The sequence below is a fragment of the Arthrospira sp. PCC 9901 genome (assembly GCF_059013425.1).
In genome coordinates, this window is sequence record NZ_CP102296.1 from 1,132,865 (window position 1) to 1,148,449 (window position 15,585).

Below are 15,585 nucleotides of genomic sequence, written 5' to 3' on the forward strand. Positions count from 1 at the left end.
TTTCCGTAATTGACTGTGAAAAATTGTTTTATTTTTAAAGTGGGAGTGTCAAAGTTAGCATGAATCTCAATTTAACGAATGTTGGAACAACTAGCCATCCTCTGCGCCGAACTATTAGACCGATGGGTGTTTCTTCGCTCTATGGTATCACTTTTGTCGGCAAAAATTGTTTTGCGATTGATTCCTTGCGGGGGTTTTTGCTCAGGATAGACCCGGAAACTGATAATGCTACGGTGGTGAATCCTTATCAGACTTCTGAGTTTGCTGATGTCACGGGTTTGGCGGTGTGGTCCAATGATTTATGGTTTACTCGCTATGATACGGTTTATGTTTGTCGAGATGCTTTTGTCGGTGAGAATATCGCTAATCTGAAACCGGAACCTTTGGTAACTCTCCCCTATAATCTTGATGGGATTGCGGTTTGGAACTCTACTCTTTATATTAGTTCTAAACAGGGGGGGTGCATTTTTGTTTATAGTCTCATTAGCGGTCGGGAAATTACCCGGTTTTATGCCCCGGGAATTGGGATAGAAAATTTGACGGTGCGAGATGAGGAATTGTGGGTATGCGATCGCCTCGAACAAACCGTTTATTGTCTCGAACGTGGTACCGGGGAAACTAAGTTTAATGTGTTAACTCCCTTTGAGTATCCCACGGGTTTGGGGTTCTATACTGACCCGGAAACCGGAGAAGAAGTGCTATATGTCGCCTATGCGGGAGATGAATTATTTATCCGAGATGACCCGAACTCCTATGAACAATATCAACTAGCTAAACGCGATCGCACTTTTATTCATCCCCTCTATTTTCACTACAATGAGTCCCAAAGATATGCCACATCTAACGGATATCTGATTGAGATGTCCTATGTAGAGGAAATCGAACCTTTAGAAGAGATTTACCTAGAAGATGTAGAATGGCGTATCGCCCTACCCTCCGAGACTGATCGCCAAAAAGTTCGGGAAATTTCCTATATTGGTACACCCTTTACCGAGGAAATAGAAGCCGGAGAAAGGGTAGCAGTTTTTAAGTTTAAACCCCTCAACTCCGCCGAAAGACGCATCTTTGGATGGAAAGCATTATTAGAAGTCCGAGGAATTAAATATCAAATCCATCCTTTAGATGTCGAAAAAATCCAGCCATTAACTCAGGAATTTAAGGATAAATATCTAGTAGATAATGATCACCTCGCTATGGAATCATCCATAGTCCGTCAAGCCGCTGAAGAAGCCGTGGGGACAGAAACTAATATTCTGCGGAAATTATTAAATGTTCGGAATTATGTTTACGATCGCCTTGACTACAGCCTTACCGCTAAAATTGAAACCCCAGACGTGGTACTAGACCGGGGGATAGGGTCCTGCGGTGAGTATGTGGGGGTCTTGCTGGCTTTGGGACGGCTAAATGAAATACCCTGTCGGACGGTGGGACGCTACAAATGTCCGGCTTTTGCTGATCGCCGGGGCGTTCCCCTAGAACCAGAGTATAATCATGTTTGGCTGGAGTTCTATATTCCTGGCTTTGGCTGGGTTCCTATGGAGTCTAACCCTGATGATACTGGTGGTAGTGGACCTTATCCTTTACGGTTTTTTATGGGCTTGGCTTGGTATCATATAGAAATAGGTAAGGGGCTGAAGTTTCAACGCCTGACTAACCAGGGGCTTCCTGTCGATAAGGAAAAGGTCTCTCTGGGGAATTTGGCGATTAACCATGTTCGGTTTACCATTTTGGATGAACTGCCAGCCATTTAGGGGAAGATACAACACTCATGGAGTTTACTACGGTTAATATTCTGTTTCTCATGGCGATCGCTCTGTTGCTTCTGGTAACCGGTGGTGTCGCCTATTTGACTTTTGCTGATTGGCGCGATCGCCGCCGCCGAGAAAAGGAACGTCGCGGTCAATAACCCCATTTTTCTTGACCCTGATACATTTACGCGACATTTATCCGGCTATTGCCGGACAATGCGACGATAGCACTATTACCGGTTAAGGTAACAGAGGCGGTATCCCGCAAAGCTTTTAGAAAGATTCCAAAAGCACCGTTCCAGTCCCGTGGTAGAGTGAACCCACACTCAGGACATCGGAACACTTTTGAGCCACCTAGCTGGGAATGCACATGACCACAGTGAGTACAGGTTTTGCTGGTGTATTCTTCCGTCACATCTACAACTGTGGTTCCAGTTATTTCCCCTTGATGTCTCAGGGTTAGTTTGAATCGATAATGCGCCCATGTCAGCATGGCGCGGGCAGTCTTAGACCTGATTAGACGCTTCACCTTGGCAACCATATCGGAAGTCTCGAAGGTGGGCAAAAAAATTAGGCTGTAGTTGTGAGTCAAGTAGTGAGCAATTTGTTTGTGGGCTTCATCAACTAGATTGCGGATTTTGGTTCTCATTCGTTGAGCCGCTTGCCTCATCCGTCGCCTTCTTGAACGACAGGGTTCCTTGGCGATTCGGCTCATCAAATCATCCAAATGTTGACATAACCGAGTGATGCGTCCAATATCCCCGGAGCCCAATTCCAGAAATCGTGAACCATCAAACCCAGTTATGAAAGTTCGCACACCCGGGTCTAATGCAATTACGCCATTCGCTTCAGTTGGGGTAACGGCCACAGGTTCAGGAAACACCGCAAACCATCGACCTTTGGTAAACACCAACTGAGTCCCTTGCCCGCAAGTTTTAGGGATGGGTTCGGAAACCATGAAAGTTAATCCTTTCGTTAGTCTTGGATACCAACTCCCTGAAGAGAAATTAGCATCGTTAAACTTGATGGCTTGAGAACTATCCCGACAGCTCCTAAACCTGGCGCCTGGACTGGCTGAAAAGGCGAGATAGGCATCAAAGATGGCATTTTGCCGAATGTGGCAGGGTGTTTCTTTGACCCATTCGGGTAAGTCACTCTGCATCACTTCGTTGCGTAATTTCAGTTTGCTTAGTCGTTTACCACTCCTAGATAATGCAATTGCTTGGTTGTAGCAATACCGACAAGCAGCCAGCCATTTACGCCAGACTTGATTTAGCTCGGGGCTGGGGTAAATCCGGATCTTCTTTGACCTGAGTTTTGTATTTACTCCGTCGGTATAATCGGGAACTGAAGCAGTGGAGGATGGCGAGGATGTCCTCAACCATTTCTGGTTCTGGACTGAGACTTGTCTGGTTGAGAACCATGAGTGAGCACCTGTTTTGCTCATAGAGCCATCGAAACAAGTCAAATCCCCATATTGCCAATCGGTCTTTGTGGGCAACGACAACCATGCCGACATCTCCTGACAAATGATGTCCCAGTAAGGCCAGCATTTTCTTTCCCTTGAAGTTGAGCCCGCCTCCGATTTCTGAGACGACTTCTGCTTCGGGGTAGAGGTTGGACAGTGCGGCCACCTGTCGGTTGAGGTCTGACTGCTGGGCGCGGCTACTAACTCTGGCATAGATAACGACTTTGCGTTTGTCACTGCCTGATTTGGCAGCAGTATATCACTCAACGTTGTATCGTCGTTGCCCAGCGGGGGTTCTGATGGTCTCGATTGAGCCATTGTTGTCCCATCTGCGGAGTGTTCTTTCATGGACTCCAAGGATTTGGGCGGCTTCCTTGGGTTTGACATATCTGGCAATAGGTTTATCCTCAACTCTTCTCGCTTATTAGACCCTATTGCCCTAAAATATTAACCTAATTTTAGATTAAATCATGCTCTCCCCCCCAGGGATTCTGATTTAGGGTGAAGGTAATGTAAGTGTAGGTGAGGGGGTGGGAATGGCAGATTAGGGATTATCCCCTGGTCCGAAACTCGATCACATCTTCTCTAATAGTCACATCATACTGACCAAAAAAGTCCTGCCCTAACAATCCTACTTCTAAAGCAGGTGCGATCGCCACTGTCAAATTACTAGCCATTGCGCCGCCAACTTCAATAGAGATAATTTGACCCAGGTCAAATTCAACATTTTGCTGGCTGGGGGTATTCGCCAAACCTCGCCCCGTGGGAATCACACCCAATACCTCCGCCATCAGCGGCGTGATGACAGTTCCACTAGCCCCCGTATCAATCATCATTGGAAACGGTTGGCTATCATTAAAAGTAGCTAGTACAACGGGGATGCCTTGGTGTCGGTCAATAATCGGTGCTTGGTAAACTCCCGCTGCGCTGGGAAGGACAGCAGTACCGCCGGGGGGGGTCACAACTTCGGGAAAATTACAAATCTCATTAAGATTAATCAACCGACCCGATCTTGTCCGAGCAAAACAGCCTGGTTGTTCTTGTGCCGTAGCCAACCCTTGGGGATAGAAGGCGGCACTTACCACCAGTAAACCTACTGTAATAGGTATAGTCGGCACCAAATTGGGAAAATGGGATTTACCATTGATACTGTGGTTATTCATAACTCAACTTTCCTTGGAAATGAGGTTTAGTTATATCTCGTTTCTATAGGGTTTGATTATCGCCTTTTATAGGGGTCTAAGATTAATCTCGATGGTACTTTGACATTCCCAGACCCATTTGGACCCGTCTACCACCATTATAGCTTTATCTTTGGGGACAAAGTTGATGTTTTCGTCAATTTAAAAAAAAATGTTCGGCCAAATTGCCGCCGGGGGTTGACAACTGCCAAGAATTAATGGTACGCTTTAGGTTAATAGCTTCATAATGCAAATCTTTTTAATTTGTAAATAAAAGCAAATATTACCATTATCTAAAATAATAGCACAGGTCAACCCCACCAGCAACCCACCCCCCCAAAAAAAATTTTTTGTAATATTTCTTAACTTTTGTAACAAAAATTTACATGATGGGGAGGGGAATTAGGTTTTATGGGGTGTCTGGTGTGTGGTTGGAGGGAATGCTCAGTCGGTGGCTTAGGTAGAATCGCTGCTGAGGCTGTTATGGGAAATATGTAAATTTTTATAAAATATTGGGAATCAACCGATAAAAATGTAACAATGAATACAGAATAACAAAGTAGACTTTAAAAATTACCCTTTCGGAGAAACAGATATGAAACTAGCCTATCGCGGCGTTAACTATAACCATGAATTTCAACCAATGGATGTGGTAGAATCAGAGGTTTGTGGAAAATATAGGGGCCAAGATTGCCATTTCCATTACCCTCGCCATATTCCTGTCCCCCAACCCCACGGAAACCTCAAATATAGGGGTGCTTCGTACTCTGTGGGTGAACCTAGAGACCAAAACACTATGATGGTGGCTGTAGCGACAAATGATGCTAAACCTGAGCCACCCCCGGCGACGAGTGGGGATACCTGTGCGATCGCTCCCGAAGAATTAGCTAAAGTACATTCGGCTAATTTGTGCCGTCTTCTGGAACGGAGACAGAAAGCAGCCCGGGAACGAGGCGACCAAAGATTGTTGAGTTTGTTAGAGGCAGAAGCTCAACAGATAGCCTGCTAGATTTTACAGCATATTTGACGCAAAATCAATGTCTGGGGTGGTGTAGAAATGTCTGCGCCGCCCTAATGTTTTGGAGGGGTGAACTGGTTTTCGAGTTGTCGGACTACGGTTAAAGCTGAATAGGATACCCCTGCTGTTCCCTCTCCGGGGTGGGTACAGTCTCCCACTAGCCATAATCCATTAATGGGGGTACGATTGGAAAAGCCAAAAGGTCCAAAGGTGGAAATCCGCTGACCTACACCACCGACAACGCCTTGGTCACGCGCGGTATAACGGGCGAAAGTGCGGGGGGTGGCGGCACAGGAATAAATGATTGTTTCTGGGGTAAGCTGAAAGGAGGAACTTAGACGATTAATGGCCTGTTGGGTGTATTCGTGTTTGAGTTTCTGATAATCTGGGTTATGCCACCATTGCTGCGTATCTGTGAAACTAGAAGCAATAATGGTGGCTTGTCCGTCGGGGGCGCGTCCGTCCCCTGGGTGGCTGACGGAAACAAATAGGGAATTGTTTTCGCCAATGGGTCGGTTATAGTCGTAAAGAAATTGGAGATGGGGGGGACATTCCGGGGGAATGGCTGACTGATCAACTCCTAAATAAATCACGAAAGCCCCAGAAGCTGGGGGGAGTTTATTAATACGGTGGTGGTAAATGCGATCGAGGGGATTGGTGGAAATGTGGTTTTCCCAACCTAATAGCTTAACTATGTTCTGAACTGTGACGTTAGCAACTACTATATCGGTGGTTTCTCGCCACACTTTCCCGGTTTTTTGATCGCGAATTTTGACGGCTACGACTTGACGGTTTTCGGTTTCGATCGCTTCTACGGTATGACCCATTAATAGGGTTCCTTGGTCTCGTTTCAGGCTGGCTACTAGGCGATCGCTTAATACTTGCATACTCCCCTGTAAATGATAGAGTCCTTGGGGTGATTGGGATACTCCCAAGGCGGTGGCTGCATACAGTAATGCGGTTTCATCGGCGTTCACCTGGGAGTATAATTTTAATTGTAAATCCAGAAAGGTTTTCAGACGGCGATCGTTGTCTATTCCATAGATCCGCAATAGATGCCCTACGGTCAATAGGGTAAAAGGTAGGGTAATCATCGTATCGAGACGCAAGGCTTTCACCAGTTGCACTAAATCCCACCAATTCCGAGGAGGTAAAATCGGATCGCGACTTTGAAACCGCCAACTAGCTTCAAATAGAGTTCCCATTAATTGCCAAAATTTTTCACTACCTGGGAACTGTTCTTGTCGTTCCTGCTGCCATTTTTCTGGGTCTCTCCAAACTCGAATCGGCTGGGTTTCTCCCGGTAAAAAGACGGCACAAGCCGGGTCGCAGAAGGTGGCGGCTGGTAAGTCTATTTCTAATTCCGAGAAAATCCGATGATGAATGCCGCCGGGTTCTAAACCAGCAACTTGGGTCGCCCCTACATCAAAGGTAAAACCTTTACGTTTAAAGCTGGAAGCACAGCCGCCCGGAACTATGGCTTGGTCGAGGACTAACACGGAATATCCTTGATGAGCCAGTAGTGCGGCGGTGGTTAATCCGCCTATACCAGCACCAATTACAATTACCCTATTTGGAGTGGGAAGGTTATCAACTTCTTTCATTAATTATTGGGTAGGAATGCTGGTTTTGGATTATAGCAAATTTTGGGGAATCTTAACTACCTATTTTGGCTCTGTCTTGTGTTAAAATCTAATGGGGCCGGTGGTGAGTAGGTTTGTCAAACTATCCCGGTTTCCAGTTCACCTAGACTGAAGTTATAATGGTATGGGGGAAGGGTAAGGGTAAGGGTCGGAGGAATAGCGACCAGTAGCGACCAGTAGGGGGGTGATCAAAAAATTGATACCTAAGCGACTTTTCAAGTTGACCTAGCTGCCCTACAATTCACAAGGAGCCTAAATGCTGTAGCAACCTGGTTGAGTCTGATTCCGTCTAAACTAATACTAAACAGCAGAGTCAAAGTAATATGAACGCTTTGTTACCGAGAATTTTAAAGTCTGCTTACCGCAGAGAACCAATTGTCAGTTTTGTGATTACAGTTGGGGCTGTTGATAGTGTAATTGGTGGTGTAACTGCGAGTTTACCGCTGTTGAGCCTGGGTCTGGGAACCGTGGGAGTAGCGGTAGCCTGGCGTTGGTGGCTTCTTCAGCGATCGCAGGTGGAACAACAAACGGAAACCGCGCCGGAATACTATTTACCGCCGAGTGGTTCCCGTCCTTCCTTACCTATGCTGACTCAGAATAAAAAGCCTCGTCCTCCCTACTAATGAGTTAGCTTGGGGGTTGATAAGTTGCTGAAAATTGGAGAGGTAGCGGCCGAAAGTGGTTTATCGGTGAAAACAATTCGCTACTATGATGATATTGGGTTACTCTGGCCGACTGTTGATCGTAGCAGGTCGGGTTATCGGCTATTTGCTCCGGAAGTATTGACCCGACTGGCATTTATTAAACGCGCGCAAGGGTTGGGGTTGAGTTTGGCGGAAATTGCGGAAATTCTGAAAATTCGCGATCGTGGTGACATTCCCTGTGACCAAGTGAAGCAGCGTTTACAAGCTAAGGTGGCGGATATTAATCAACAAATTATCGCCCTAGAAGGCTTGAAGGGAGAACTTCAGGAGTTACTGAGTCAGTGGGAAGATCAGCCGTCAGCGAGTCGCATGGCTGATACTATTTGCCCCAATATTCAACTGAAACCCTAAAATCAAAAGAGGGAAGGATAAATGATCCTTCCCCTGAATTGGTGATTTTGGGTTTTGGTGTTGGTGTTGGTCTTTGGGTTGGTTGATTTGGAGTTGTTTACGCAACTGTTGCTGTTGTTTTTTTAGCTGTCGCATTCTAGCCGCACCACCTTTACCTTTGTGGTTGCGCCCTTGGCGACGCGGGGACTCCCAGCGCTTTAGTTGTTGTGCCATTGGGTTTTATGTTGTTTTTGGGACTATCTCCCTAGTTTAACTTAATTACCCAAAATCTGTCAATGCGCCAATAGTATCTTGGGTTAAGTCCACATAACTATCAGTATCCGTCCTTGCTAGTATTGGATAACACAGGGTCATAACAATTGTGACATACATCTTGACAATTATTTGTTTTGTGATATACAACTCCCATAGTAAACCGAACAAATACTTGTCGTGCAATGGTATAATGTCATGGTCATCAAGACACCTTGCCAGGAAGCAAGGACCCCCAAGGGCAAGTAAGAGTGTGGGAAAATTGGAACTTGGCTGGAATAACCTACTATGGGAGGCGATCGCGTGCTATCAGTGATTAGGGGTGGCGAAAATTGATAACTTTCCTACAAAGCCAAGCCAACAGCTATGGGGTAGGTTCAGAAAAGCCAGCATTGATATTTGGTCAGCGGGACTCGGACTATCAGTCTGGGTAAGGACTGGAAGACTCCAAGAGAGTGTATCTCGCCACGCTAACCCTCAACCCCCCGAGAACCGCCCTAGGGGAAAAAGCCCAAAAATTATCAATCATAGGGTCTGGGAAATGTCCCCCTTTATCCACAGGGTTAAGTAGGGAGGATACCCCCAAAGATTCAGTAACCAGGATAACTGCTACAACTACCAGGAGAAATTATGTCGGATATAAGTAAAGAAGAAATGCGCGAAAGATTAGCTAATATTGAGCAAATTCGCGATATCATTTTTGGTTCTAATATCAGAGAGTTTAATAACCGCTTCGAGAAAATGGAGTCTGATTTATCTAGGCTTCAGCAAGAATTGCATGATTATGCACAACAGCTAAAAAGTGTTTTTTCGACTGAAATTAGGGCGACTCACGAAGCCTTTGATAAAAAGTTTAAATCTCTAAGTACAGAGAGTAAAGAAGAAGCCACGGAACTGCGACAGCAGCTTGAGAGAATCAATCGTAAGTTTTCTAACAGTATTGAATCTTTGGATCAATCTCTGGACACTCAAACTAACCTGATCCGTGATGAATTCAATCAAACTAGAGATAGGTTGCAAGAAGACTTTAGGAATTTAAAAACTCAGGTATTTGAGCAACTTGAGCAGCGTTTGTCGATGATGGGAAATGACAAAGTTTCTAAACATGATATGGCAGAAATACTGTTTGAAATGGGGATGAAGCTAAAGGGGACGGAGTTTGTGCCACAGCTTCAAGAGGCGGCGGATACTAATATGTATACTGATATTCAATTGCTGGAATCTAATGATAATTAATCGGGCAATTAATCAGTATTGCTGATTGAATTTTAAAGGATTTTGGGGTGAGGTTGGTTTGGTTATACTGTTAGTAAGGTGACTGAATTATCTATCAGGGGTGGCATTTATGACTATATCGCAAGAAACTCCCAAGAGCATAAATCAATCACAAGAGGTTGAGTTAGAATCTGTTGAGTCTGAACCACAACTGGATGAGTTGGTTGATCTTTTGATTGATGTGTTGCTTGGGAAGCCTAATGATGAATCTATCACTAACTCACCTCAAACTCCCAAAGTTGATAATTCTCCATCTCAAAATGGCAATATTAAGCAGGAACAAAAATCCTCATATTCTCGTAAAAGTAATTCACAAAATCTGGGGGTGAAAAGGGAGGATATACTTTCTGCTAAACCAGAAGATTTTACCCAGGTAGAGACTAAGAAGGTAGAGACTAAAAAGGTAGAGACTACTAAGAAGGTAGAGACTAAGGTAGAGACAGCATTCTCTGAGTTAATCCCAGAGGATGAGGAAGTGGTGACTAAGGCGGTTCGATTAATTGAAATTTCGCAAAATGAGTTTAGTAAGTATTTTGATGATCCAGTGTCTGTCGAGTCTGGAGAAACTGCTAAATCTCATGCAAATAATAATAATGGTTCTGATTTGGAGGAGGAGAAAACCTCTGTTTCTGCGCCGCCAGAAAACCAAACCAGCGATACAGAAACAGAAGTAGATCTAAGCCAGGACTTGTCTGACCCTTTCGACGCATTACAAGATCTGCTGCTAGGTTCCAAATTCTCGGAGTTTGAAAAAGTCACTAAAAGTTATCTTGAGACTGAGTTACCGAGGCTACAGAACCAAATTAATTCGGCGGAACAGAAACTGCAAGCGGTTCAGGATAAATTTGATGATCCTGACCAGATTTTTAACCTATTACTTCCGGCTATAACAGCTATCATTAATGAGCAAATGCTTCTGTCTAAACAAGAAGTTATAGACTCAATTGTGCCGATTATTGATGAGATTATTGCGGGAAAAAAACGACAAGATAAGTCGGGGATGATTAATGCGATCGCTGATTTATTACCTGGGGCTATTTCTCAGCACATGAAAAACTGCCCGGAAGAAGTGGCGAAGGCTTTAGCACCGGAAATAGCGATCGCTATTAGTGAGCAAATAAAATTAGATAAAAATGCCATACCTAATGCTTTAGCACCGGAAATGGGTAAAGCTATTAAGGAGCAAATTCGCCTAGAACGTGATGCGATGGTAGATGCTTTATATCCGGTGATTGGTAATACCATCAGTAAATATCTAGCCGAGGCTGTTCAGAATATTAACGACAAAGTAGCTAATGCTTTTAGCGTGGAGGGAGTGGCGCGGAAAATCAAATCTAAAATGAAGGGGGTTTCGGAAGCAGAATTAATCCTTCAAGAATCTATACCTTTTGCAGTTCAAGCCATATTTTTAATTCATAAAAACTCAGGGTTAGTGATTTCGGAGGTGCAGGCTTCTGGTAGCTATAGCCTTGAGTCAGAAATGGTAGCAGGGATGTTAACTGCTATTCGGAGTTTTGTGAATGATTGCATTGTCCAAATTGATAATTATTCAGAACTAAATGAGATTGAGTATGGGGATTCTAAAATCATCCTAGAGGTAGCGGGTTACTGTTATTTAGCTGTGGTAAGTAAAGGGGATCCTACCCCAGAATTTATCACGAAAATGCGAAAAACTATGGGTCTAATTGTTTTAGATTATGGAGAATTTATCGAAAATTTTGATGGCGATCGCGATAATATTCCGATTGCTGTACATCAGTTATTAGAAAGTTTAATTAAATTTGTCCTCGCACAAAAATTAAAGCGGCTACCTCTGGCTATCATTAGTTTGGGAGTATTGATAGGGATGTTAATTTTCATTCCCTGGGGATATTTTTATTATCAAGAATACCTACAAAGACGCATAGCAGATCAAACCGCCCAAACCTTGGCTGCAACTCCTGAGTTAGCGATTTATAAGATTGCTGTATCAGTGGAAGGTGAGCAATTAAGACTGAGTGGAAAAGTTCCTAATGAAAGATTACGGGAACTAGCGGAAAACTTAGCTGTATATACGGCTTCTGACTTGCAGATAGACAACCAAATTATCGCTGTCGATGTACCTCCAGAGCCTATAGTAACGGCTGGGGAAGTGGAACGCATGACGGTGGTTTTTAATGAAATGTCTGGCGTTAATATTGAAACCAATTATAGCGATCGCCAAGTTATTATTAGTGGTCAAGTCAGACAAATGAGAGATGCTCAAATAATTCCCGCCACCTTTGAAAATATTCCCGGCGTAAAATCAGTTGTTAGCACCTTAAAAATTGATCCAGTCCGCATAGAAAATCGCATCTACTTTAATTCGGGTTCAGCACAGATCAACCCCCAGGATCTGAAAATCATAACCAGAATAACAGAATTTTTGGATAAGTATCCGCAACTGTCCCTGAGAATTATTGGTCATACTGATCTCAGGGGAAATGCTGCTATAAATCAGCAATTAGCCCTCAATCGAGCCACAGCAGTCCGCGACGCTTTGACAAAACAAGGAATCGACCCTAAGCGCCTAGAGGTAGTAGGTAACGCCCAGCCGCCTACAGACATTGTATCTCATCAGCCTTTATTATTGGGGAGAACTGTGGTATTTGAAATAATAGATAACCAAGAAACAGGCCAGGGAGAATAACCTTAATCAAATGTCTACAATTTCTAAAAAAATGTGTATGGTTGGCGACTTTAGTGTTGGTAAAACCAGCCTAATTCGGCGTTTTGTAGATCGTCAATTCAGCGACCAATATCTGTCAACCGTGGGGGTGAAAATTTCCCGCAAAGCGGTTGAATTACAAAATGTCAAACAGCAAGAAACAGTCAATTTACAGTTGTTAATTTGGGATATAGAAGGCCACACAAAATTTAAAGCAATTGCTCCTTCTTACCTACAGGGATCGGGTGGGGTGATTTTGGTAGCAGATCTCACTCGCCAAGAAACTATTGAGCGGTTAATTGAACACTTGAATTTATTTTTATCTGTGAACCCGAAAGGGCAAATAATTGTTGCCTTGAATAAGGCGGATTTGGTGGCAGAAAAAGACCTGGAAAACTTGACTAAATATGTACCAGAACCAGTTACAAAAAAAGCCTTGGGGATTTATCAAACTTCGGCTAAAACCGGTGATTATGTGGATGAAATCTTCCAAAAATTGGCTTACAGTATGGTAGTTACTGTTTAATGGTTAGCCATGGGAGATGACCAGAATGGCATAAATTTCAGTAATCAGGTAGAATTAGTTAAAATCAGGGTCTAAAAAATATTGAATATACCAGATAATGATATGAAGCAAGTTAGCTCTAAAATTGTAGTTCCCCATCACTTAGAATATTTAATTGTTGATGCTAATTTAATCATCTGTGAAGTGTCAACAAATGTGGAGCGTTTTGCTGAGGAACCAGAGCAATTTCAACCGGGTGAAGATATCCGAAATGGTTTACCAGAACTATTCGGAACTGAGGAGATGTTAATAGAGGTATTGCGGGGAGAATTCCCATCTTTTGAAATCAAAGGAATTGGTCGTTTTTTTGAACCAGAATCTCCGCTTTATTTAGATTTTTTTGTAAATCGCTATTATGATGATGAGAAACAAGAATATCAGCTAATTCTATTTTTTTCTGATGTGACAGATAGAATGGTTTTAGAGCAGAAATTGGTTCAAAGTACCAACGAAACTAGCCTGTTATTACGAGCGTTAGCGGAAAGTGAAGAAAAATATCGAGATTTATTTGAAAATGCTAGTGATTTAATTCAGTCTTTTGGGATGGATGGTCGTTTGATCTATGTCAACAGAGCTTGGAAAGAAACCCTAGGATATACTGAATCAGAAATATCTAATCTGACTATTTTTGAGATTATTCATCCTGATAATAAATTTCATTTTTTGCAGATTTTGGCTCGTCTAGTGGCGGGAGATTTGGTTGATTCTATTAAAGCGGAATTCATTACTAAAGATGGTCAGAAAATTTCCGTAGAAGGTAGTATCAATTGTAAATTAGAAAATGGTAAAGCGATCGCCACACGAGCGATTTTACGGGACATTACGGAACGCTTATTAACAGAAGCAGCTTTACAGCATGAGCGAGAACAAACGGAACGTCTTTTACTTAATATATTGCCTAAAAAGATTGCTGATAAGCTGAAACAAAAACCGAGTGTGGTAGCGGAAAGTTTTGCAGAAGTTACAGTATTATTTGCTGATATTGTCGGTTTTACTCAGTTAGCCTCAGAACTTTCTCCGGTGGATTTAGTCAACCTTTTAAACCATATTTTTTCGGCTTTTGATATGCTTACAGAAGCCTATGGATTGGAAAAAATCAAAACTATTGGAGATGCTTATATGGTAGTGGGAGGACTCCCAAACCGTCGCGATGATCATGCTATTGCTATTGCAGAAATGGCTATTAATATGCAAAAAGTTATGGCAGAATTAAATAAGACACAAAACCGAACATTAAGTATCCGCATCGGTATTCACAGCGGACCAGTAGTGGCGGGTGTGATTGGTTTGAAAAAATTTATTTATGATTTATGGGGTGATACGGTTAACACTGCATCTCGCATGGAGTCCCATGGTATACCTGGCAAAATTCATGTTTCTGAGGATACTTATCAACTCCTACAACATCAGTATTTATTTGAAAAGCGAGAGATGATAGATGTCAAAGGTAAAGGTAAAATGATTACCTATTTTTTGTTTGGACCGAAAAGAAATCCCAACGTTAATTATAGTCAAGTCACAACTAATGTGAATTGATAACTTGTGACTGTTGACTATTTACTTTTATGTATCATCTGGCTTATTTCCGGTGTTACGAACATCAATCAATCGGTTGAGGAGATCAAACCAAAATGAAGACCCCATGGAGATAGCGATCGCTGTTAATAGCCAACCACCAATGACTCTAAGAATTGTCAATCCCGAAATTTCACCCCCAAATTGGTAGCGTAAATTAGCGGAACTCCAACCCAAAGGAAGATCCAAGAGTTTCTCTTGTGCTATCTTCATAAAATCGGGACTGACAAGGGTTTCACAGTCCTTTTTATCTAAGGAATTTGAACTCAAACAATTGATATAGTTTTGCCAGGAATCACTATCACTTAAAATCAACGGAATATCTTGGCTAACTTGTTGGCGAATAACAGGTTCTAAGGAGAGGCGGTTAGCAATATTAATAGTATCAACATTCATGATGATAGCCACCCCAAATCCCAGGGCTAAAATCATCAACTTAACTCGACGCTTAAAGACACCGGAAGCGCGTTCCATGGATTTATTAAACCAATCAATTAACTGGGTTTCTAAAGCCTTAATAAAATCATTTTCAAAGCAATTAATTTGTGCTTGATTAGCGAGCGATCGCATTAATCCTATATGTTCCGGCTTGAGAATTTTGGCGACGGGTTGAGAAGCGATCGCCTCTTTAAAATCATCCACAGATAAAGTGACAATTTTTGATTCTTGTCCCGCCGTTTCCATCAATACACTAATCAATACCAAAGCAAAGGTATCATCAGGAATATAAGAAGGACCTACACCCAGGTTAAATCTATCTATTTTATAATCTTGTAAGGACCCGATTAAAGGATGATTATAAATTTTTTCGGTCATGGCATCCCCTAAAATGCTCTGAATAGATGCTTTCAGATTTTTGGCGCGCCAGTCAAACAAATAAGAGGCAATAAGTTCCTGTAAATTTGAGACTAACAGGCTAAAAATCAGGTAAATAAAAAACAGACCGATCGCCACATTAACTAAAGCCGGAATATTTATCATTTTTGTGGGTGATTAAATCAACATTTAATTCAGATATTATACATCTGGGTAATCATTAATTAGGGTGATCATCCTATATACTGATGATCTATTCCCAGGGTTACTCTTGAAAAAATACCTAAATTTGGCAGCGATCGC

Annotated in this window: 13 protein-coding genes and 2 pseudogenes; 9 read left to right on the forward strand and 6 right to left on the reverse strand. The window is 42.7% G+C overall.

Annotated features, from left to right (window positions below; genetic code table 11):
• The first annotated feature begins 59 nt into the window (after positions 1-59).
• Entirely contained in the window at positions 60-1,751 is a 1,692-nt protein-coding gene (locus NLZ44_RS04985) for a transglutaminase domain-containing protein (protein WP_493752042.1), read from the forward strand.
• 17 nt (positions 1,752-1,768) lie between these two features.
• Positions 1,769-1,906, forward strand: coding sequence for a hypothetical protein (locus NLZ44_RS04990; RefSeq protein WP_006624191.1), 138 nt, complete (start codon positions 1,769-1,771; stop codon positions 1,904-1,906).
• Between the two features lie 26 nt (positions 1,907-1,932).
• On the opposite strand, the gene NLZ44_RS04995 is transcribed toward NLZ44_RS04990, so the two are convergent.
• The 3 genes and pseudogenes from NLZ44_RS04995 to NLZ44_RS05005 all read right to left on the reverse strand — a co-directional run bounded on the left by NLZ44_RS04995 (position 1,933) and on the right by NLZ44_RS05005 (position 4,379).
• Complete coding sequence (locus NLZ44_RS04995; protein WP_493752951.1) at positions 1,933-3,048, reverse strand: RNA-guided endonuclease InsQ/TnpB family protein; 1,116 nt, start codon at positions 3,046-3,048, stop codon at positions 1,933-1,935.
• A pseudogene (locus tag NLZ44_RS05000) lies at positions 3,005-3,613 on the reverse strand (IS607 family transposase). The gene NLZ44_RS04995 and the pseudogene NLZ44_RS05000 overlap by 44 nt, the downstream one beginning before the upstream one ends.
• A gap of 154 nt (positions 3,614-3,767) precedes the next feature.
• Positions 3,768-4,379, reverse strand: a complete 612-nt coding sequence (locus NLZ44_RS05005; RefSeq protein WP_493752043.1) for a retropepsin-like aspartic protease family protein — start codon at positions 4,377-4,379, stop codon at positions 3,768-3,770.
• Positions 4,380-4,992: 613 nt separating this feature from the next.
• On the opposite strand from NLZ44_RS05005, the gene NLZ44_RS05010 reads away from it, so the two are divergent.
• Positions 4,993-5,406, forward strand: a complete 414-nt coding sequence (locus NLZ44_RS05010; protein WP_493752044.1) for a DUF4278 domain-containing protein — start codon at positions 4,993-4,995, stop codon at positions 5,404-5,406.
• 62 nt (positions 5,407-5,468) lie between these two features.
• On the opposite strand, the gene crtD is transcribed toward NLZ44_RS05010, so the two are convergent.
• Positions 5,469-7,019: a C-3',4' desaturase CrtD gene (crtD, locus tag NLZ44_RS05015; RefSeq protein ID WP_493752045.1), complete on the reverse strand. Its 1,551-nt coding sequence runs from the start codon at positions 7,017-7,019 to the stop codon at positions 5,469-5,471.
• Positions 7,020-7,381: 362 nt separating this feature from the next.
• Between crtD and NLZ44_RS05020 the strand changes: the two genes are divergently transcribed.
• Positions 7,382-7,681, forward strand: a complete 300-nt coding sequence (locus NLZ44_RS05020; protein WP_493752046.1) for a hypothetical protein — start codon at positions 7,382-7,384, stop codon at positions 7,679-7,681.
• 9 nt (positions 7,682-7,690) lie between these two features.
• Positions 7,691-8,113: a heavy metal-responsive transcriptional regulator gene (locus tag NLZ44_RS05025; protein ID WP_006616244.1), complete on the forward strand. Its 423-nt coding sequence runs from the start codon at positions 7,691-7,693 to the stop codon at positions 8,111-8,113.
• On the opposite strand, the gene NLZ44_RS05030 is transcribed toward NLZ44_RS05025, so the two are convergent.
• Positions 8,060-8,326, reverse strand: coding sequence for a hypothetical protein (locus tag NLZ44_RS05030; RefSeq protein ID WP_493752047.1), 267 nt, complete (start codon positions 8,324-8,326; stop codon positions 8,060-8,062). The genes NLZ44_RS05025 and NLZ44_RS05030 overlap by 54 nt on opposite strands.
• Positions 8,327-8,995: 669 nt before the next feature.
• Here NLZ44_RS05030 and NLZ44_RS05035 point away from each other — a divergent pair.
• From NLZ44_RS05035 to NLZ44_RS05050, 4 genes and pseudogenes are all read left to right on the forward strand, one after another.
• Positions 8,996-9,601, forward strand: coding sequence for a hypothetical protein (locus NLZ44_RS05035; protein ID WP_493752048.1), 606 nt, complete (start codon positions 8,996-8,998; stop codon positions 9,599-9,601).
• A gap of 109 nt (positions 9,602-9,710) precedes the next feature.
• Positions 9,711-12,308, forward strand: a complete 2,598-nt coding sequence (locus tag NLZ44_RS05040) for an OmpA family protein (protein WP_493752049.1) — start codon at positions 9,711-9,713, stop codon at positions 12,306-12,308.
• A 10-nt stretch (positions 12,309-12,318) separates the two neighbouring features.
• A complete protein-coding gene (locus NLZ44_RS05045; RefSeq protein WP_493752050.1) occupies positions 12,319-12,852 on the forward strand; it encodes a Rab family GTPase in 534 nt (177 codons plus the stop codon).
• Between the two features lie 510 nt (positions 12,853-13,362).
• A pseudogene (locus NLZ44_RS05050) lies at positions 13,363-14,427 on the forward strand (adenylate/guanylate cyclase domain-containing protein); the annotation flags it as partial.
• 27 nt (positions 14,428-14,454) lie between these two features.
• Here the strand turns inward: NLZ44_RS05050 and NLZ44_RS05055 are convergent.
• Complete coding sequence (locus NLZ44_RS05055; RefSeq protein ID WP_493752051.1) at positions 14,455-15,447, reverse strand: hypothetical protein; 993 nt, start codon at positions 15,445-15,447, stop codon at positions 14,455-14,457.
• Between the last annotated feature and the right edge of the window lie 138 nt (positions 15,448-15,585).